Raw genomic sequence first — 18,532 nt, 5'->3', positions numbered from 1 at the left:
TAACAGCGCCGATCTAAATGTGGGAGGGGGCAAGCCCCTCCCACATTCACTGCTTAGCGCACAAACAGGTTGATGATGTACGCGCCGGATGCTGTCATTTCAAACTCTTTGCCGGTGACGGTAAAGAGCCTGGAAGGCTCGACGATGGTGTCGCCGACATTTGCCAGCTTCCTCAGGTCGTCCAGGTTGACGAGTGTGGCGTTGGTGTCGTCCCGGAGTTGCGAATCAGTGGTATAGCGCTGAATTTCCATAGTGTTGCCCTCTATAGGATGTCCTTTTCCAGCCGACAATTCGGCAGGCAGTCAGCCCCGAACAAACGCGTCCGTGTGTTCGGGGTGACGAGATCCTATCCAAGGCAGGGGGTAGATAGATACTGTCAGAAATACGTACAAACAGTCTCTGAAAATGCGCTGGAAGGCCCGTGTTTTCAGGCTTCCATCACTTTCCGAATATCCGCCGCCAACTCTCTTACACGTTCTTCCTCGGTGTCCCACGCACACATGAAGCGTGCGCCGCCTTTGCCGATAAAGGTATAGAAACGCCAGCCCTTGGCGGTCAGCGCGGCAATCGCCGGTTCCGAGAGTTGCAGGAACACGCCGTTGGCCTGCACCGGGAACATCAACTCCACGCCAGGAATATCCGCCACCAGGCTGCTCAGCAACTGCGCGCAGTGGTTGGCGTGGCGTGCGTGCTTGAGCCAGGCGTCGTTCTCCAATAGCCCGACCCAGGGGGCAGAGAGGAAGCGCATTTTCGACGCCAGCTGGCCGGCCTGTTTGCAGCGGTAGTCGAAGTCTTCGGCCAGCTTGTGGTTGAAGAACAGGATGGCTTCACCCACGGCCATGCCGTTCTTGGTGCCGCCAAAGCACAGCACGTCTACGCCGGCTTTCCAGGTCAGGTCGGCGGGCGAGCAGCCCAGGAACGCGCAGGCGTTGGAGAAACGCGCGCCGTCCATGTGCAGGTTCAAGCCCAACTCCTTGCACGTGACGCTGATGGCGCGGATTTCATCCGGGGTGTACACGCTGCCGACTTCGGTGGCCTGGGTCAGGGTGACTACGCGCGGCTTGGGGTAGTGGATGTCCTGGCGCTTGAGGGCGATCTCGCGGATCGACTCCGGGGTGAGCTTGCCGTTCTCGGTCCGGGCCACGAGCAGCTTGGAACCGTTGGAGAAAAACTCCGGCGCGCCGCATTCGTCGGTCTCGACGTGGGCGGTTTCCGAGCAAATCACGCTATGGTAGCTCTGGCACAAGGACGACAATGCCAGGGAGTTGGCGGCGGTACCGTTGAAGGCGAAGAACACTTCGCAGTCGGTTTCGAACAGATTGCGGAAACCGTCGGCGGCGCGGTGGGTCCATTCATCATCGCCGTAGGCGCGTTGATGGCCCTGATTGGCTTGTTCCATGGCGGCCCAGGCTTCCGGGCAGATACCGGAATAGTTGTCACTGGCGAATTGTTGGCTCTTGTCGGTCATGGCCCGTTCCTGTGGTCGATATTGGTGCGCACTGTAACCAAGAATGTTGGCCCTGCGCACGTACTGTAAATGCAAAGTCGTTGAGGAATTATGCACGGGACTCACACCTTGCCTGTCGGACCTGTCCGAGACGGCGCCCTGGACTTGCTCAAGTGGCTGGCGCTGTTGTGCATGGTGCTCGATCACCTGCGTTACGTCGGTTTGAGCCTGGATGGCCTGTACGTGCCGGGGCGCCTGGCGTTTCCCTGGTTTTGCCTGGCAATCGCGGCGAATCTGCACCGGGTGGGCAAGACCCCGTTCAACGGACGTTACCTGGGCTGGTTGCTGCTGTTCAGTGTGATCAGCGAAGTGCCCTATCGGCTGTTTATCGAGGATGCCGATACGTTGAATGTGTTGCCGACCTTGGCGCTGGGGCTGCTGGTTGCGCGAGGATGGCAGCAGAAGGCCGCGGTTGATCGGGGGTTGGCGTTGATTGCTGTCACTGTCGCCGCTGTTTTTTCTTCGCATTTGATGTTCGGGTTTTTTGGTGTGTTGTTGCCGTTGGCGATGCTGCTGGTGTTCACAAGGCCCTGGTATTTCAGCCTGTTGCCTGGGCTGGTCTGTGTGGCTGCCAACCAGTGGCAGATTCTGCTCAATAACGACACGCTGGTGGCTCGGTTGGGCCTGGCGACATGCCTGATCGCGCCATTGGCCGGCCTTGTCTTACTGCGACATGCCAAAAACGTCTCTCCACTACCTATGCGCCGATGGGCCTATACCTTGTACCCCCTGCATTTCCTGCTGTTGCTACTCGTCCGACAGGCCATCCCCTAAACCCCCTCCCACATTTATCCAGTGTTGTTCCTGCTATGTCGTAAACGCACCTTTGCGTGGCGTGCGTAGGCATTTGATCCAGCGGCGCCAGCCCTACCATCGCATCAAAGGGCCCTGCACGGGCCTTAACAATACGAAAGGCTGGGAGAGACGCGATGTTCAGCAAACAAGACCAGATTCAGGGATATGACGACGCACTGCTGGCGGCCATGAATGCCGAAGAGCAGCGTCAGGAAGACCATATCGAGCTGATCGCGTCAGAGAACTACACCAGCAAGCGTGTGATGGAAGCTCAAGGCAGCGGCCTCACCAACAAATACGCCGAAGGCTACCCGGGCAAGCGCTACTACGGTGGCTGCGAGCACGTCGACAAGGTTGAAGCCCTGGCCATCGAGCGCGCCAAGCAATTGTTCGGTGCCGATTACGCCAACGTGCAGCCGCACTCCGGTTCGTCCGCCAACAGCGCGGTGTACCTGGCCCTGCTGCAAGCCGGCGACACCATCCTGGGCATGAGCCTGGCCCACGGCGGCCACCTGACCCACGGCGCCAAGGTGTCGTCCTCGGGCAAGCTGTACAACGCGGTGCAATACGGCATCAACACCGACACCGGCCTGATCGACTACGACGAAGTCGAGCGCCTGGCGGTGGAGCACAAGCCGAAAATGGTGGTGGCCGGTTTCTCCGCCTACTCCAAGACCCTGGATTTCCCACGTTTCCGCGCTATCGCCGATAAGGTCGGTGCGCTGCTGTTCGTCGACATGGCTCACGTCGCCGGTCTGGTTGCTGCTGGCTTGTACCCGAACCCGCTGCCGTACGCCGATGTGGTCACCACCACCACCCACAAGACCCTGCGCGGTCCACGGGGCGGCCTGATCCTGGCCAGGTCCAACGAAGAAATCGAAAAGAAACTCAACGCTGCTGTGTTCCCGGGCGCCCAGGGCGGCCCGCTGATGCACGTCATCGCCGGCAAGGCCGTGTGCTTCAAGGAAGCGCTGGAGCCAGGCTTCAAGGCGTACCAGCAACAAGTGATCGACAATGCCCAGGCGATGGCCGAGGTGTTCATCAAGCGCGGCTACGACGTGGTGTCCGGCGGCACCGATAACCACCTGTTCCTGGTCAGCCTGATCCGTCAGGGCCTCACCGGCAAAGAGGCGGACGCCGCTTTGGGCCGCGCCCACATCACCGTCAACAAGAACGCCGTGCCGAATGACCCACAGTCGCCGTTTGTGACCTCGGGCCTGCGCATCGGTACCCCGGCGGTGACCACCCGTGGTTTCAAAGTGCCGCAGTGCATCGAACTGGCCGGCTGGATCTGCGACATCCTCGACAACCTCGGCGACGCCGATGTCGAGGCCAACGTCGCCAAGCACGTGTCTGCCCTGTGCGCTGATTTCCCGGTTTATCGCTGAGCGCGGTTTTGGAGTAAATGACTATGCAACGCTACTCAGGCTTCGGCCTCTTCAAGCACTCCCTCAGCCACCACGAAAACTGGCAGAAAATGTGGCGCACGCCCACGCCTAAGAAGGTCTACGACGTGGTCATCGTCGGCGGCGGCGGGCATGGTCTCGCGACCGCCTACTACCTGGCCAAGGAACACGGCATCACCAATGTGGCCGTGGTCGAGAAAGGCTGGCTGGGCGGCGGTAACACTGCGCGCAACACCACTATCGTGCGTTCCAACTACCTGTGGGACGAGTCGGCGCACCTGTATGAACACGCGATGAAACTGTGGGAAGGCCTGTCCCAGGACCTGAACTACAACGTGATGTTCTCCCAGCGCGGCGTCTACAACCTGTGCCATACCCTGCAAGACATCCGTGACTCCGAGCGTCGTGTCAGCGCCAACCGCCTCAACGGCGTGGACGGCGAGCTGCTCAACGCCCAGCAGGTGGCCGACGAGATCCCGTACCTCGACTGCTCGAAAAACACCCGCTACCCGGTACTCGGCGCCACTGTGCAACGTCGCGGCGGCGTCGCCCGTCACGATGCCGTGGCCTGGGGCTTTGCCCGCGCCGCCGATGCCCTTGGTGTGGACTTGATCCAGCAGACCGAAGTGATCGGCTTCCGCAAGGAAAACGGCGTGTGCATCGGTGTGGAAACCAACAAGGGCTTTATCGGCGCCAAGCGCGTCGGTGTGGTCACCGCCGGTAACTCCGGCCACATGGCCTCGCTGGCTGGTTTCCGCCTGCCGGTCGAATCCCACCCGCTGCAAGCGTTGGTGTCTGAGCCGATCAAGCCGATTATCGACAGCGTGATCATGTCCAACGCCGTGCACGGCTACATCAGCCAGTCCGACAAGGGCGACCTGGTGATCGGCGCCGGTATCGACGGCTACAACGGCTACGGCCAGCGTGGTTCGTACCCGGTGATCGAGCACACCATCCAGGCCATCGTCGAGATGTTCCCGGTGCTGTCGCGCGTGCGCATGAACCGCCAGTGGGGCGGCATCGTCGACACCACGCCGGATGCGTGCCCGATCATCTCCAAGACCCCGGTACCGAACATGTTCTTCAACTGCGGTTGGGGCACCGGTGGCTTCAAGGCCACGCCGGGCTCAGGCAACGTGTTTGCCGCCAGCCTGGCCAAGGGTGAAATGCACCCATTGGCCGCTCCTTTCTCCATCGACCGTTTCCACAACGGTGCGTTGATCGATGAACACGGCGCTGCGGCCGTCGCCCACTAACAGGAGAAATTTCCTATGTTGCATATCTTCTGTCCTCACTGTGGCGAACTGCGCTCCGAAGAGGAATTCCATGCATCCGGCCAAGCGCACATCCCGCGCCCGCTGGACCCGAATACCTGCACCGACGAACAGTGGGGCGACTACATGTTCTTCCGCGACAACCCACGCGGCCTGCACCACGAATTGTGGATTCACGCCGCCGGTTGCCGCCAGTACTTCAACGCGACCCGCGACACCCTGACCTACGAAATTCTTGAAACCTACAAGATCGGCGAGAAGCCGCAATTCACCGCCAAGGCTGCTGGAGAGAAGGTATGAGCCAGACCAATCGCCTGTCCAACGGTGGCCGGATCGACCGTAACAAAGTCCTCACGTTCACCTTCAACGGCCAGAGCTACAAGGGCTTCGAAGGCGACACCCTGGCCGCAGCCCTGCTGGCCAACGGCGTTGACGTGATCGGCCGCAGCTTCAAGTATTCGCGTCCGCGCGGCATCTTCGCCGCCGGTGCCGAAGAGCCCAACGCGGTGCTGCAGATCGGCGCCACCGAAGCGACCCAGATTCCCAACGTGCGTGCCACCCAACAGGCGCTGTACCAAGGCCTGGTCGCCACCAGCACCAACGGCTGGCCGAACGTCAACACCGACGTGATGGGCATTCTCGGCAAGGTGGGCGGCAAACTGATGCCGCCGGGTTTCTACTACAAAACCTTCATGTACCCGCAATCGTTCTGGATGACCTACGAGAAGTACATTCGCAAGGCCGCCGGTCTTGGCCGCTCGCCGACCGAGAACGATCCGGACACCTACGACAACTTCAACCGTCACTGCGATGTGCTGGTGGTCGGCGCAGGCCCAGCGGGTCTCGCCGCGGCATTGGCGGCTGCACGCAGCGGTGCCCGTGTGATCATTGCCGACGAGCAGGAAGAGTTCGGCGGTTCGTTGCTCGATTCCCGTGAGAGCCTCGACGGGAAACCGGCCGCGGAATGGGTCGCCAGCGTGATCGCTGAACTCAAGGCCCTGCCTGACGTGGTGCTGCTGCCCCGCGCCACCGTCAACGGCTACCACGACCATAACTTCCTGACCATCCACGAGCGTCTCACCGATCACCTCGGTGACCGTGCGCCGATCGGCGTGGTGCGCCAGCGTATCCACCGTGTGCGCGCCAAGCGTGTGGTGCTGGCCACCGGCGCGTGCGAGCGCCCGCTGGTCTACGGCAACAACGATGTGCCGGGCAACATGCTGGCGGGCGCGGTCTCCACCTACGTGCGCCGCTATGGCGTGGCACCGGGCAAGAAACTGGTGCTCTCCACCAATAACGACCACGCCTACCGCGTTGCGCTGGACTGGCTCGATGCCGGCCTGCAAGTCGTGGCCGTGGCCGATGTACGCCACAACCCACGCGGCGCGCTGGTTGAAGAGGCTCGCGCCAAAGGCATTCGCATCCTCACCGGCAGCGCCGTGATCGAGGCCCGTGGCAGCAAGCACGTCACCGCTGCCCGTGTGGCGGCGGTCGATCTGAAAGCGCACAAAGTCACCAGCCCGGGCGAGTGGCTGGACTGCGACTTGGTGGCCAGCTCCGGCGGCTACAGCCCGGTGGTCCACTTGGCCTCGCACCTGGGCGGCAAGCCTACCTGGCGCGAAGACATCCTCGGGTTTGTACCGGGTGAAGCGCCGCAGAAACGCGTGTGTGTCGGTGGCATCAACGGCGTCTACAGCCTGGGTGATTCCCTGGCCGATGGTTTTGAAGGTGGCGTGCGCGCCGCCAGCGAAGCCGGTTTTGCACCGGTGGAAGGCACCTTGCCAAAAGCCTTGAGCCGCCTGGAAGAGCCGACGCTGGCGGTGTATCAGGTGCCCCACGACAAACCAACCGCACGGGCGCCGAAGCAGTTCGTCGACCTGCAGAACGACGTCACCGCGGCAGCCATCGAACTGGCCACCCGCGAAGGTTTCGAGTCGGTCGAGCACGTCAAGCGCTACACCGCGCTGGGCTTCGGCACTGATCAGGGCAAGCTTGGCAACGTCAACGGCCTGGCGATTGCCGCCCGTTCGCTGAACGTGACCATCCCGCAGATGGGCACCACCATGTTCCGCCCCAACTACACGCCGGTGACCTTCGGCGCGATTGCGGGCCGTCACGTTGGGCACATCTTCGAGCCGGTGCGCTACACCGCTTTGCAAGCCTGGCACGTGAAGAACGGTGCCGAATTTGAAGACGTCGGCCAGTGGAAACGCCCGTGGTATTTCCCACGCAACGGTGAAGACCTGCACGCCGCGGTGAAACGTGAATGCCTGGCCGTGCGCGACAGCGTCGGCCTGCTGGACGCGTCCACCCTCGGCAAGATCGACATCCAGGGCCCGGACGCCCGTGAGTTCCTCAACCGCATCTACACCAACGCCTGGACCAAGCTCGACGTGGGCAAGGCGCGCTACGGCCTGATGTGCAAGGAAGACGGCATGGTCTTCGATGACGGCGTAACCGCCTGCCTCGCCGACAACCACTTCCTGATGACCACCACCACCGGCGGCGCCGCGCGTGTGCTGCAGTGGCTGGAAATCTACCAGCAGACCGAATGGCCTGACCTCAAGGTGTATTTCACCTCGGTCACCGACCACTGGGCCACGATGACCCTGTCCGGCCCCAACAGCCGCAAGCTGCTGGCGGAAGTCACCGACATCGACCTGGACAAGGACGGCTTCCCGTTCATGACCTGGAAAGAAGGCCTGGTGGGCGGCGTACCGGCCCGTGTGTTCCGGATTTCGTTTACGGGTGAGCTGTCTTACGAAGTCAACGTGCAGGCCGACTACGCCATGGGCGTGCTGGAAAAAATCGTCGACGCCGGCAAGCAGTACAACCTGACCCCGTATGGCACCGAAACCATGCACGTGCTGCGGGCCGAGAAGGGCTTCATCATCGTCGGCCAGGACACCGACGGCTCGATGACCCCGGACGACCTGAATATGGGCTGGTGCGTCGGTCGTACCAAGCCGTTCTCGTGGATCGGCTGGCGCGGCATGAACCGTGAAGACTGCGTGCGTGAAGAACGCAAGCAACTGGTGGGCTTGAAGCCGATCGATCCGAAGGTGTGGCTGCCGGAGGGTGCGCAGTTGGTACTGGATCCGAAGCAGTCGATCCCGATGAAGATGGTCGGTCACGTCACGTCCAGCTATGCCCACAACTCCCTCGGCTATTCATTTGCGATGGGCGTGGTGAAGGGTGGCTTGAAGCGCATCGGCGAGCGGGTGTTTTCACCGCAAGCGGATGGCAGCGTGATCGAGGCGGAGATTGTGTCCTCGGTGTTCTTTGACCCGAAAGGCGATCGCCAGAACATCTGATGGACCGAGTCGCCTGCATCGGGGGCAAGCCCCTCCCACACTTGAATGTGTTCACAAATCAACATGTGTAAATGCAGTCAATGTGGGAGGGGACTTGCCCCCGATGAGGCCAGAACAGACACCACCGAATTCAGAACAGGTGCTTTATGACAGCAGCCAATGTTTACCAACAACGCCCAACCACCGGCGCCAAGGCCGAGTCGTCGCTGCACCATGCCGACCTCGCCAGCCTGGTCGGCAAGGGCCGCAAGAACGCCGGCGTGACCGTGCGTGAAAAGAAACTCCTCGGCCACCTGACCCTTCGGGGTGACGGCCATGACGCGGCGTTCGCCGCCGGCGTGCACAAGGCGCTGGGCATCGAACTGCCGGGCGCTTTGCAAGTGATCGTCAAGGGTGAAACCAGCCTGCAGTGGCTTGGCCCGGATGAGTGGTTGCTGATCGTGCCGAGCGGTGAAGAATTCGCCGCCGAGAAAAGCCTGCGCGAAGCCCTGGGTGAGTTGCATATCCAGGTCGTCAATGTAAGCGGCGGCCAGCAGATTCTCGAACTCAGCGGCCCGAACGTGCGCGACGTGCTGATGAAATCCACCAGCTACGACGTGCACCCCGACAACTTCCCGGTGGGCAAGGCCGTGGGCACGGTGTTCGCCAAGTCGCAACTGGTGATCCGCCACACGGCTGAAGACACCTGGGAACTGCTGATTCGTCGCAGCTTCTCGGACTACTGGTGGTTGTGGTTGCAGGATGCGTCTGCCGAATTCGGCCTGAGTGTCCAAGCCTGAGGAGTGACCCATGAGCCGCGCACCCGATACATGGATTTTGACCGCCGACTGCCCCAGCGTGCTCGGCACGGTGGACGCGGTCACCCGCTACCTGTTCGAGCAGGGCTGCTACGTCACCGAACACCACTCGTTCGATGATCGGCTGTCCGGCCGGTTTTTCATCCGCGTGGAATTCCGTCAGCCCGACGGTTTCGACGAGCAAGGTTTCCGCGATGGCCTGGCCACGCGCGGAGAAGCCTTTGGCATGATCTTCGAACTGACGGCGCCGAACTACCGGCCAAAAGTGGTGATCATGGTCTCCAAGGCCGATCACTGCCTCAACGACCTGCTGTACCGCCAGCGCATCGGGCAACTGTCGATGGACGTGGTCGCGGTGGTGTCCAACCACCCCGATTTGAAACCGTTGGCCGACTGGCACCAGATTCCCTACTACCATTTCCCCCTCGACCCCAATGACAAACCGGCGCAAGAGCGTCAGGTGTGGCAGGTGGTGGAAGACACCGGTGCGGAACTGGTGATCCTTGCGCGTTACATGCAAGTGCTGTCGCCGGAGTTGTGCCGCAAGCTGGATGGCAAGGCCATCAATATTCACCACTCGCTGTTGCCAGGGTTCAAGGGCGCCAAGCCGTATCACCAGGCGTACAACAAGGGTGTGAAACTGGTCGGCGCCACGGCGCATTACATCAACAACGACCTGGACGAAGGCCCGATCATCGCCCAGGGCGTGGAGGTGGTGGATCACAGCCACTACCCCGAGGATTTGATTGCCAAGGGGCGCGATATCGAAGGGCTGACACTGGCCCGGGCGGTGGGGTATCACATTGAGCGAAGGGTGTTCCTGAACGCCAATAGAACGGTGGTGCTCTGACTGACGTGACGCCATCGGGGGCAAGCCCCCTCCCACACGTGATTGGCGGCGCGGTCAAAATGTGGGAGGGGGCTTACCCCCGATGAGGCCCTGACAAACAACACAAGAAACAGCATCTGTACCCGAGCATTTAACGCGCTACCCACCCAAGGGCAGCGCGGGTCCATAAAAACAACAGCGAGGTGAAAGCATGTCTGGTAATCGTGGTGTCGTGTATCTCGGCAACGGCAAGGTCGAAGTACAGAAAATCGACTATCCCAAAATGCAGGACCCCCGTGGCAGGAAGATCGAGCACGGCGTCATCCTGCGCGTGGTCTCCACCAACATCTGCGGCTCCGACCAACACATGGTGCGCGGCCGTACCACTGCCCAGACCGGCCTGGTGCTCGGTCACGAAATTACCGGTGAGGTGATCGAGAAGGGCAGCGACGTCGAGAACCTGAAGATCGGCGATCTGGTTTCCGTCCCTTTCAACGTCGCCTGCGGCCGCTGCCGCTCGTGCAAGGAGCAACACACCGGCGTGTGCCTGACCGTCAACCCGGCGCGTGCCGGTGGCGCCTACGGCTACGTCGACATGGGCGACTGGACCGGCGGCCAGGCCGAATACGTGCTGGTGCCCTACGCCGACTTCAACCTGCTCAAGCTGCCGGACCGCGACAAGGCCATGGAGAAAATCCGTGACCTGACCTGCCTCTCGGACATTCTCCCAACCGGTTACCACGGCGCCGTCACGGCGGGCGTTGGCCCTGGCAGCACGGTGTACATCGCGGGTGCGGGCCCGGTCGGCCTGGCAGCGGCGGCTTCGGCACGCCTGTTGGGCGCGGCGGTGGTGATCATCGGCGACGTCAACACGGTCCGCCTGGCCCACGCCAAGGCCCAGGGTTTCGAGGTGGTCGACCTGTCCCAGGACACGCCGCTGCACGAACAGATCGCTGCACTGCTGGGCGAGCCTGAAGTGGACTGCGCAGTTGACTGCGTAGGTTTCGAAGCTCGCGGTCACGGGCACGACGGCGTCAAGGCCGAAGCCCCGGCCACCGTACTCAACTCGTTGATGGGGGTGGTGCGTGTTGCAGGCAAGATCGGTATTCCGGGCCTCTACGTCACCGAAGACCCGGGCGCCGTCGACGCTGCCGCCAAGATGGGTAGCCTGAGCATCCGCTTCGGCCTTGGCTGGGCCAAATCCCACAGCTTCCACACCGGCCAGACCCCGGTAATGAAATACAACCGCGCGCTGATGCAAGCGATCATGTGGGACCGTATCAACATCGCCGAGATCGTGGGCGTGCAAGTGATCAGCCTGGACGATGCGCCAAAAGGCTACGGCGAGTTCGATGCCGGCGTGCCGAAGAAATTTGTGATCGATCCGCACAAGCTCTTCAGCGCTGCATAAATCCCGGATACACAGAGATCCAAGTGTGGGAGTGGGCTTGCCCCCCTCCCACATTGTTTTTTGGCGTCTGGAGGATCAACGGTAGGCCAGCGCGCCTTGATACACCGTCGGCCCCGTCGGTTGCTTGCTCACCGACCCACCCTTGGTTTCCGAACTCACCATCAACTCCACCGGCTTGCTGATGGATTCCTGCTGGCGCGGGTTCAAACCGATGATGCCTTTGCCGTCCTCCGGCAACAGTCCCAGTGACACCGGCGCCTTGCCTTCGGGCATTGCCCACAGTTCCAGGCTGCGATCCGGCTCTGGCGCAGTGGTCGCAATAGGTTCAACTTCCAGGTAATCCTTGTGCGCCATCAACTGCGCGGCCGGTTGCTGGGCGGTTGTCACCAGCGTCGCGGCGGACTTGACGTTGTCTTGGGTGTAGAGCGCACCGCCGAGGCCGGCGACGATGGCGAGGCACACCCCGATGAATACGCGGGGCGGGTTCCAGAACGGCGGCTTTGGCTCGGGCACGGTGTGGCGGGTGGCGCTCATGGGGTGGTTCCTGGCAGAAATTGAAAGCCTTTCATGGACTGCGACCCGGGCATCGGGTTCCTCGCAAGCCCCGGAACAATGTGCTGGATACTCAGTCCAACGCCTGCTTTCGCACCTATTCCCAGAGGTTGTTCCAATGAAGATTTCACGCGGTTTCGCCCTTTCCTGCCTGATGACCCTGGCGGCCGGCCCGGCGTTCGCCGCAGGTTTCAGCCTTGGCGACGCCGCCAATGCCATCTCCGGCATGCAGGGTGGCAGCAACAAAGCCGCTGCCGCCGCGCCGTCGTCAGAGACGGCCGGCCTGCTAGGCGCGCTGACCTCACAACTCAATATCACCCCAGAGCAAGCCATTGGCGGCACCGGCGCCATGTTGGGCCTGGCCAAGAACAAGCTGAGCGGCAATGACTACTCGCAACTGGGCAACAGCGTGCCGGGCCTCGACCAATTGTCGGGCAACAACGCGTTGGGCAGCCTCGGCGCCTTGAGCGGCATGCTCGGCCAGACCGGCGGCAGCAAGACCAGCGGCCTGGACGGCCTGCTGGGTAACGTAAAGGACACCAATGATTTGAACACCGCGTTCAGTGCCCTGGGCATGGACAGCGGCATGATCGGCCAGTTTGCGCCGGTGATCCTGCAATACCTGGGCGGCGAGGGGGCCAGCAGTTCGGTGCTGGGCAAATTGGCCCAGGCCTGGGGCACCGGCAGCTAAGCCTGCTCTGCGCGCAGGTGTTCGATGCGCGCATCTTTCTCCATCCAGAGCTGGTTGACCCAGTTCTGGACGGTCTGGCGAAACGCCGGATCGTTCTCGTAATCCCCCCGCCACAACGCCGGGTCCAGCTCGCGGGTGCGGATATCGATGATCACCTTCGGCACCGCGCCGCTGATCAAGTCCCAGAAGCCCGGAATCCTCGCCTGTGGATACACCACGGTGACATCCAGGATCGCATCCAGCTGTTCACCCATCGCCGCCAATACAAACGCCACGCCACCCGCCTTGGGCCTGAGCAACCGTGAGAACGGTGACTGCTGCTGCGTGCGTTTGGCCTCGCTGAACCGTGTGCCTTCCAGGTAGTTCACCACCGTCACGGGCTGGCGCTTGAACAGTTCGCAGGCTTGCCGGGTGATCTTCAGATCCTGCCCCGCCAGCTCCGGGTGCTTGGCCAGGAACGCCTTGGTGTAGCGCTTCATGAACGGGTAATCCAGCGCCCACCACGCCAGGCCGAGGAACGGCACCCAGATCAGCTCTTTTTTCAGGAAGAACTTGAAGAACGGCGTGCGCCGGTTGAGCGCCTGGATCAGCGCGGGAATGTCGACCCAGGATTGGTGGTTGCTGATCACCAGGTAGGAGGTGTCGCCGCGCAGGTCTTCGCCGCCGCGAATGTCCCACTGGGTGGGGATACACAGGGCAAAGATGAGCTTGTCGATCTCGGCCCAGGTCTCGGCGATCCACATCACCGCCCAGGACATGTAGTCACGGTACCGTCCGGGCGCGACCAGCTTGAGCAGGGCAAACACCATCAACGGCCCGATCAGGACCAGGGTGTTGAGCAACAATAGCAGTGAGACAAAACAGCCGGTGAGCAGGCGGCGCATAAGTAACTCTTGGAATCCTGTGGGCGGGTCATGATAAGCAGCTTGAGTCTAGAGGCCAAATCCGAATTCGCCGGACGAATGTTTCACAATGTGCCGGTTATGCTGGGGTGAGCTAACTAAGCGCTGCCTTTGCGGTCTAGAATCCGCCTACTTCTTTCCGAGGAAATCACTTCGTGAAACTGCTATTAGCCTCCCTCGCCCTGGCTGCCTTGCCCGTCATGGCCGCCGAGCCGACCCTCTACGGTCGCTATGAATACATCCAGTTGCCGGAGATCGGCGAAACCTTCAAGGCCAAGATGGACACCGGCGCCCTCACGGCCTCGCTGTCGGCCCGCGACATCGAGACGTTCACCCGTGACGGCGACGACTGGGTGCGCTTCCGCCTTGGCGGCAAGGACGCGTCCAACAAGGTCTACGAACACAAGGTGGCGCGCATCAGCAAGATCAAGAGCCGCGCCGACGAAGACGACGAGAAGGACGAACCCGCCGTGGCCAAGCGCCCAGTGATCGACCTGGAGATGTGCCTGGGCGACGTCAAGCGCACCGTCGAGGTCAACCTCACCGACCGCAGCAGCTTCAACTACCCGTTGTTGATCGGCGCCAAGGCCCTGCGTGAATTCGGCGCAGCGGTAAACCCGGCCCGCCGTTACACTGCCGACAAACCGGACTGCTGACAGAGCCCCATGCCCCACATCCTGATTGTCGAAGACGAAGCGGCCATCGCCGACACGCTGATATTCGCCCTGCAAGGCGAAGGCTTCACCACCACCTGGCTGAGTCTTGGCCAGGAGGCGCTGGCCCATCAGCGCCAGACGCCGGCCGATTTGATCATCCTCGACATCGGCCTGCCGGACATCACCGGGTTTGAAACCTGCAAGCAGCTGCGCCGGTTCAGCGAAGTGCCGGTGATGTTCCTCAGCGCCCGCGATGGCGAGATCGACCGCGTGGTGGGGCTGGAGATCGGCGCCGACGACTATGTGGTCAAGCCGTTCAGCCCACGGGAAGTGACGGCGCGGGTGCGGGCGATCCTCAAGCGCATTGGCCCGGGCGTTGCCCCTTCGGTGTTCCAGGTGGACCTGGAGCGCATGCAGATCACCTATCGCGGCCAGCCCCTGAGCCTCACGCGTCACGAATTCCGCTTGCTGCAAAACCTGCTGGAGCAGCCCGAGCGTGTCTTCAGCCGCGAGCAACTGCTGGATGCGGTGGGGGTGGCGGCGGATGCCGGCTACGAGCGCAATATCGATAGCCATATCAAGAGCCTGCGCGCCAAGTTACGCAGCGTGGCCGCCGATGCCGAGCCCATCCAGACCCATCGCGGCCTCGGCTACAGCTACAGCCCGGGCAGCAGCTGATGCGCCTGGGGCTGCGGATCTTCCTGGTGTACGCGCTGTTTATCGGCCTCACCGGCTATTTCGTGCTCAGCACCGTGATGAAGGAGATCCGCCCCGGCGTGCGCCAGTCCACTGAAGAAACCCTGGTGGACACTGCCAACCTGCTGGCCGAGATCCTGCGCGATGACGTGAAGAACAACACGCTGGGCCAAAGCCACTGGCCCGAACTGCTCAAGGCCTACGGCAATCGCCAGCCAGGCGCGACCATCTGGGGCCTGCCCAAGAACCAGGTCAACCACCGCATCTACGTGACCGACGCCAAGGGCACCGTATTGCTCGACTCCACGGGCGAAGCAGTGGGCCAGGACTATTCGAAGTGGAACGACGTGTACCTGACGTTGCGCGGCGAATACGGCGCCCGCTCTACCCGCAGCGATGCCGAGGATGCCACCTCCTCGGTGATGCACGTGGGCGCGCCGATCCGTGACAACGGCCAGATCATCGGCGTGGTCACCGTGGCCAAGCCCAACAGTTCGTTGCAGCCTTACGTCGACCGCACCGAGCGGCGCCTGCTGTGGTACGGCGCTGGGCTGGTGGTGCTGGGCCTGTTGCTCGGCGCCTTGTTGTCGTGGTGGTTGAGCGTGGCGCTGCGCAGGCTCACGGCCTACGCCGAGGCCGTCAGCGAAGGGCGGCGCGCCGAGTTGCCGCATTACCGGGGCGGCGAGCTGAAGCAGTTGTCCACCGCCGTGGAGCACATGCGCACGCAGTTGGAAGGGAAGGCTTACGTCGAGCATTACGTGCACACCCTGACCCACGAATTGAAAAGCCCGCTGGCGGCGATTCGCGGCGCGGCAGAATTGTTGCAAGGCGACATGAGCCACGAGCAACAGCAGCGATTCGTCGGCAATATCGACAGCGAAAGCGCGCGCCTGCAGCAATTGATCGAACGCCTGCTGAACCTGGCGCAAGTGGAGCAACGTCAGGGCCTGGAAGAGCAGGTGAGCATCCCGCTGGCGGCGCTGGTCGAGGATGTGCTCAAGGCTCAGTGCGCGAGGGTCGAGGGCGCAGGCTTGCACGTCGAACAGGCGATCGGTGCTGAAGTGCAGGTGTTCGGCGAGCCGTTCCTGCTGCGCCAGGCCCTGGGCAATCTGCTCGACAACGCATTGGATTTCACTCCGCCCGGCGGCACCTTGACGTTCAGCGCGCACACGCAGCACAACGACGTTGAGGTGACCCTGTTCAACCAGGCCTCACCGATTCCCGACTACGCCCTGCCGCGCCTGAGCGAGCGCTTCTACTCGCTGCCACGGCCGGCCAGCGGGCGCAAAAGCACGGGGCTGGGCCTCAATTTTGTCGAGGAAGTGGCCAAGCTGCATGGCGGTACATTGCGTATCGGCAACGTGCCGGGCGGTGTGCAAGTGGTGCTGCTTCTCCACACAGTCTCCACATTGCCCACATAAACCGCCCACACAGGCTGCCCAGACTCTCTGCAACCAAACAGGGAGAGTCCCATGAACCGCAGTCTGCTTTTCAAACTTGGCGCAATTGCGCTGTTGATTGTGTTGTTGCTGATTCCATTGTTGATGATCAACGGCATCATCAGCGACCGTCAGGCCCTGCGCGACGGCGTATTGATGGACATCGCCCGCAGCTCCAGTTACGCCCAGCGCCTCACCGGCCCGGTGATGGTGGTGCCGTACCGCAAGACGGTGCGCGAGTGGAAGCTCAATGAAAAGCTCAACAAACGCTATGAAGTCACCCGTGAAGAGCGCGGCCGTCTGTACTTCCTGCCGGACAGTTTTGCCCTCGACGGCAAGGTGCAGACCGAACTGCGGGCACGGGGCATCTACCAGGCGCGGCTGTTCCATGCCGACAACCGCATCAGCGGGCATTTCGAGTTGCCGGCGCAACTGGGCATTACCGAAGACTTTGCCGACTACCGTTTCGAACCGGCGTTCCTCGCAGTGGGCATCAGCGATATTCGCGGCATCGAGAACGCGTTGAAGCTGGAACTGGGCGGCCAGCAGTTGGACTTCGAACCGGGTTCCCAGGTGGACTGGCTGGGGGAGGGCGTGCACGTGGCGCTGCCGGTACAGGACAGCAAAAAACCTTACGTCGTGAACTTCGCGTTCGACCTGCGCCTGCAAGGCACCGAACAGCTGCAAGTGGTGCCGGTGGGCAAGACCAGCCAGGTGTCACTGGCCTCCAACTGGCCGCATCCGAGCTTTATCGGCAACTTCCTGCCGGCCAAGCGTGAAATCACCGACAGCGGTTTTACCGCTAACTGGCAGACCTCGTTCTTTTCCACCAACCTCGAACAGGCGCTGCAGACCTGCCTCGATGGGCAAGGCTGCAACGACTTCAACAACCGCAGCTTCGGCGTCAATTTCATCGACCCGGTGGACCAGTACCTCAAGAGCGACCGCGCGATCAAATACGCGCTGCTGTTCATCGCCCTGACGTTTGCCGGCTTCTTCCTGTTCGAAGTGCTCAAGAACCTGGCGGTGCACCCGGTGCAGTACGCCCTGGTGGGTTTTGCGCTGGCGTTCTTCTACCTGCTGCTGTTGTCGCTGTCCGAGCACATCGGGTTTGCCCTGGCCTATCTGATTTCCGCCAGTGCCTGTGTGTTGTTGATTGGCTTCTATGTGTGCCACGTGCTGCGCAGCGTCCGCCACGGGCTAGGGTTTTCGGCGGGGTTGGCAGCGTTGTATGGCTTGTTGTATGGGCTGTTGAGTGCCGAGGATTACGCGTTGCTGATGGGCTCGCTGCTGCTGTTCGGTTTGCTCGGCACGGTGATGGTGCTGACGCGCAAACTGGATTGGTATGGCGTGGGCAAGCGCAAGGCGGTGGAGCCGTTGCAGTTTGATCTGGAGGCGGTGCAATGATCGGGTTGCGCGAGGATCAGCAGATGAAGGCCAGTCTTGTCGACTATCTCAACCACATCGTTGGCCACTGTGGGAGGGGCAAGCCCCCTCCCACAGTGGACAGTGGTGGACTTCAGGCCGGGGGTTGGGTCTGCTGCATCGAAGGACGTTCGCTGACCTCGGCATACCAGGCCGCAAGCTGGGGGTTATCCAACCGCCATTGCATATCCGGATGGCGAAAATCTAGATAACCCAACGCACACGCCACGCTGATGGCGGCGATGTCGAAGTGGCTGGTCAGCTCGGCAATCGCATCCGCTTCCAACTCGGCGAGGGCGCGACGGATCTTGTTGCGCTGCTCATCGAGCCACAGGTCCCAATGCTTCTCCACCGGACGCATGGCGGTCTCGTAGCGCACCAGTACGGCGGCGTCCATGATGCCGTCGGCCAGTGAAGCCAGGGTCAGGCGCCGCCAGCGGGCCGAGCCGTCGCGGGGGATCAGCGGGTTGCCGACGTGCTGGTGGTCGAGGTAGTCGAGGATCACCCGGCTGTCGTGCAGCATCGAGCCGTCGGCCAGGCGCAGGGCCGGAATCTTGCCCACAGGGTTGCCTTGCACCACCTGCTGGTCGGGCTGGATCGGCGTCGGCAGGGAAGCTTGAAGCACCACGCGGTCCTGCTGGCCGGTTTCGATCAGCAGGACGCGAACCTTGCGCACGAAGGGTGAGGCGGGGTTGTGGAACAGGGTCATGGTGGACATGGGCATTCCTCAAGATGGGCTGGGGCTAGCCTAGAGGCATTGGTGGTGTTTTTGAAGGCCTCATCGCTTGAACAACCCCCACACGCCGGCGGCCATTGGCGTGGGGGGGTTGTTCAAGCG

The 18,532-nt window shown here is 62.1% G+C and carries 18 protein-coding genes; 13 read left to right on the top strand and 5 right to left on the bottom strand.

Features of this window, described 5'->3' with window-relative positions; translation table 11 throughout:
- Positions 1-53 precede the first annotated feature (53 nt).
- Together CQ041_RS02790 and CQ041_RS02785 are read right to left on the bottom strand one after the other, a co-directional pair.
- Entirely contained in the window at positions 54-251 is a 198-nt protein-coding gene (locus CQ041_RS02790) for a hypothetical protein (protein WP_105520991.1), read from the bottom strand.
- Positions 252-427: 176 nt separating this feature from the next.
- Positions 428-1,468 (bottom strand): low specificity L-threonine aldolase, encoded by a 1,041-nt coding sequence (locus CQ041_RS02785; RefSeq protein ID WP_105520990.1) that lies wholly within the window; start codon positions 1,466-1,468, stop codon positions 428-430.
- A 90-nt stretch (positions 1,469-1,558) separates the two neighbouring features.
- Here CQ041_RS02785 and CQ041_RS02780 point away from each other — a divergent pair, with 90 nt between their 5' ends.
- The 8 genes from CQ041_RS02780 to fdhA all read left to right on the top strand — a co-directional run bounded on the left by CQ041_RS02780 (position 1,559) and on the right by fdhA (position 11,333).
- Entirely contained in the window at positions 1,559-2,281 is a 723-nt protein-coding gene (locus CQ041_RS02780) for a TraX family protein (protein ID WP_105520989.1), read from the top strand.
- 155 nt (positions 2,282-2,436) lie between these two features.
- Positions 2,437-3,690 carry a serine hydroxymethyltransferase gene (glyA, locus tag CQ041_RS02775; protein ID WP_105520988.1) on the top strand — a complete coding sequence of 418 codons (1,254 nt, stop codon included), beginning with the start codon at positions 2,437-2,439 and terminating at the stop codon, positions 3,688-3,690.
- 23 nt (positions 3,691-3,713) lie between these two features.
- Positions 3,714-4,964, top strand: a complete 1,251-nt coding sequence (locus CQ041_RS02770; protein WP_105520987.1) for a sarcosine oxidase subunit beta — start codon at positions 3,714-3,716, stop codon at positions 4,962-4,964.
- Between the two features lie 15 nt (positions 4,965-4,979).
- Positions 4,980-5,282: a sarcosine oxidase subunit delta gene (locus CQ041_RS02765; protein ID WP_105520986.1), complete on the top strand. Its 303-nt coding sequence runs from the start codon at positions 4,980-4,982 to the stop codon at positions 5,280-5,282.
- On the top strand, positions 5,279-8,296 hold the full coding sequence (locus CQ041_RS02760) for a sarcosine oxidase subunit alpha (RefSeq protein WP_105520985.1): 3,018 nt from the start codon (positions 5,279-5,281) through the stop codon (positions 8,294-8,296). The genes CQ041_RS02765 and CQ041_RS02760 overlap by 4 nt, the downstream gene beginning before the upstream one ends.
- A 146-nt stretch (positions 8,297-8,442) precedes the next feature.
- Entirely contained in the window at positions 8,443-9,075 is a 633-nt protein-coding gene (locus tag CQ041_RS02755) for a sarcosine oxidase subunit gamma (protein ID WP_105520984.1), read from the top strand.
- A 10-nt stretch (positions 9,076-9,085) separates the two neighbouring features.
- Positions 9,086-9,943: a formyltetrahydrofolate deformylase gene (gene purU / locus CQ041_RS02750; RefSeq protein WP_105520983.1), complete on the top strand. Its 858-nt coding sequence runs from the start codon at positions 9,086-9,088 to the stop codon at positions 9,941-9,943.
- Between the two features lie 190 nt (positions 9,944-10,133).
- Positions 10,134-11,333: a formaldehyde dehydrogenase, glutathione-independent gene (gene fdhA, locus CQ041_RS02745; protein ID WP_105520982.1), complete on the top strand. Its 1,200-nt coding sequence runs from the start codon at positions 10,134-10,136 to the stop codon at positions 11,331-11,333.
- Between the two features lie 75 nt (positions 11,334-11,408).
- Here the strand turns inward: fdhA and CQ041_RS02740 are convergent, their stop codons facing one another.
- On the bottom strand, positions 11,409-11,867 hold the full coding sequence (locus CQ041_RS02740; RefSeq protein WP_240995206.1) for an anti-sigma factor domain-containing protein: 459 nt from the start codon (positions 11,865-11,867) through the stop codon (positions 11,409-11,411).
- A gap of 136 nt (positions 11,868-12,003) precedes the next feature.
- Here CQ041_RS02740 and CQ041_RS02735 point away from each other — a divergent pair, with 136 nt between their 5' ends.
- Complete coding sequence (locus tag CQ041_RS02735; RefSeq protein ID WP_105520981.1) at positions 12,004-12,576, top strand: DUF2780 domain-containing protein; 573 nt, start codon at positions 12,004-12,006, stop codon at positions 12,574-12,576.
- On the opposite strand, the gene CQ041_RS02730 is transcribed toward CQ041_RS02735, so the two are convergent.
- Positions 12,573-13,460, bottom strand: coding sequence for an acyltransferase (locus CQ041_RS02730; RefSeq protein ID WP_105520980.1), 888 nt, complete (start codon positions 13,458-13,460; stop codon positions 12,573-12,575). The two genes, CQ041_RS02735 and CQ041_RS02730, sit on opposite strands and share 4 nt — an antisense overlap.
- A gap of 173 nt (positions 13,461-13,633) precedes the next feature.
- On the opposite strand from CQ041_RS02730, the gene CQ041_RS02725 reads away from it, so the two are divergent.
- From CQ041_RS02725 to creD, 4 genes are read left to right on the top strand one after another with little or no spacing between them, the layout of a single operon-like run.
- Positions 13,634-14,134, top strand: coding sequence for an ATP-dependent zinc protease (locus tag CQ041_RS02725; protein ID WP_105520979.1), 501 nt, complete (start codon positions 13,634-13,636; stop codon positions 14,132-14,134).
- Positions 14,135-14,143: 9 nt separating this feature from the next.
- Complete coding sequence (gene creB, locus CQ041_RS02720) at positions 14,144-14,812, top strand: two-component system response regulator CreB (protein WP_105520978.1); 669 nt, start codon at positions 14,144-14,146, stop codon at positions 14,810-14,812.
- A complete protein-coding gene (gene creC / locus CQ041_RS02715; protein ID WP_105520977.1) occupies positions 14,812-16,251 on the top strand; it encodes a two-component system sensor histidine kinase CreC in 1,440 nt (479 codons plus the stop codon). Before creB ends, creC begins: the two co-directional genes overlap by 1 nt.
- A gap of 51 nt (positions 16,252-16,302) precedes the next feature.
- Positions 16,303-17,676: a cell envelope integrity protein CreD gene (gene creD, locus CQ041_RS02710; protein WP_105520976.1), complete on the top strand. Its 1,374-nt coding sequence runs from the start codon at positions 16,303-16,305 to the stop codon at positions 17,674-17,676.
- A gap of 112 nt (positions 17,677-17,788) precedes the next feature.
- Here creD and CQ041_RS02705 read toward each other — a convergent pair whose 3' ends face one another.
- Entirely contained in the window at positions 17,789-18,418 is a 630-nt protein-coding gene (locus tag CQ041_RS02705) for a glutathione S-transferase family protein (protein WP_105520975.1), read from the bottom strand.
- Positions 18,419-18,532 lie beyond the last annotated feature (114 nt).

Origin of the sequence: Pseudomonas sp. MYb60 (genome assembly GCF_002979555.1) — a bacterium.
Lineage (GTDB): Bacteria > Pseudomonadota > Gammaproteobacteria > Pseudomonadales > Pseudomonadaceae > Aquipseudomonas.
Note: the sequence above shows the minus strand (reverse complement) of the source record. Positions and strands in the feature narration are given on the sequence as shown.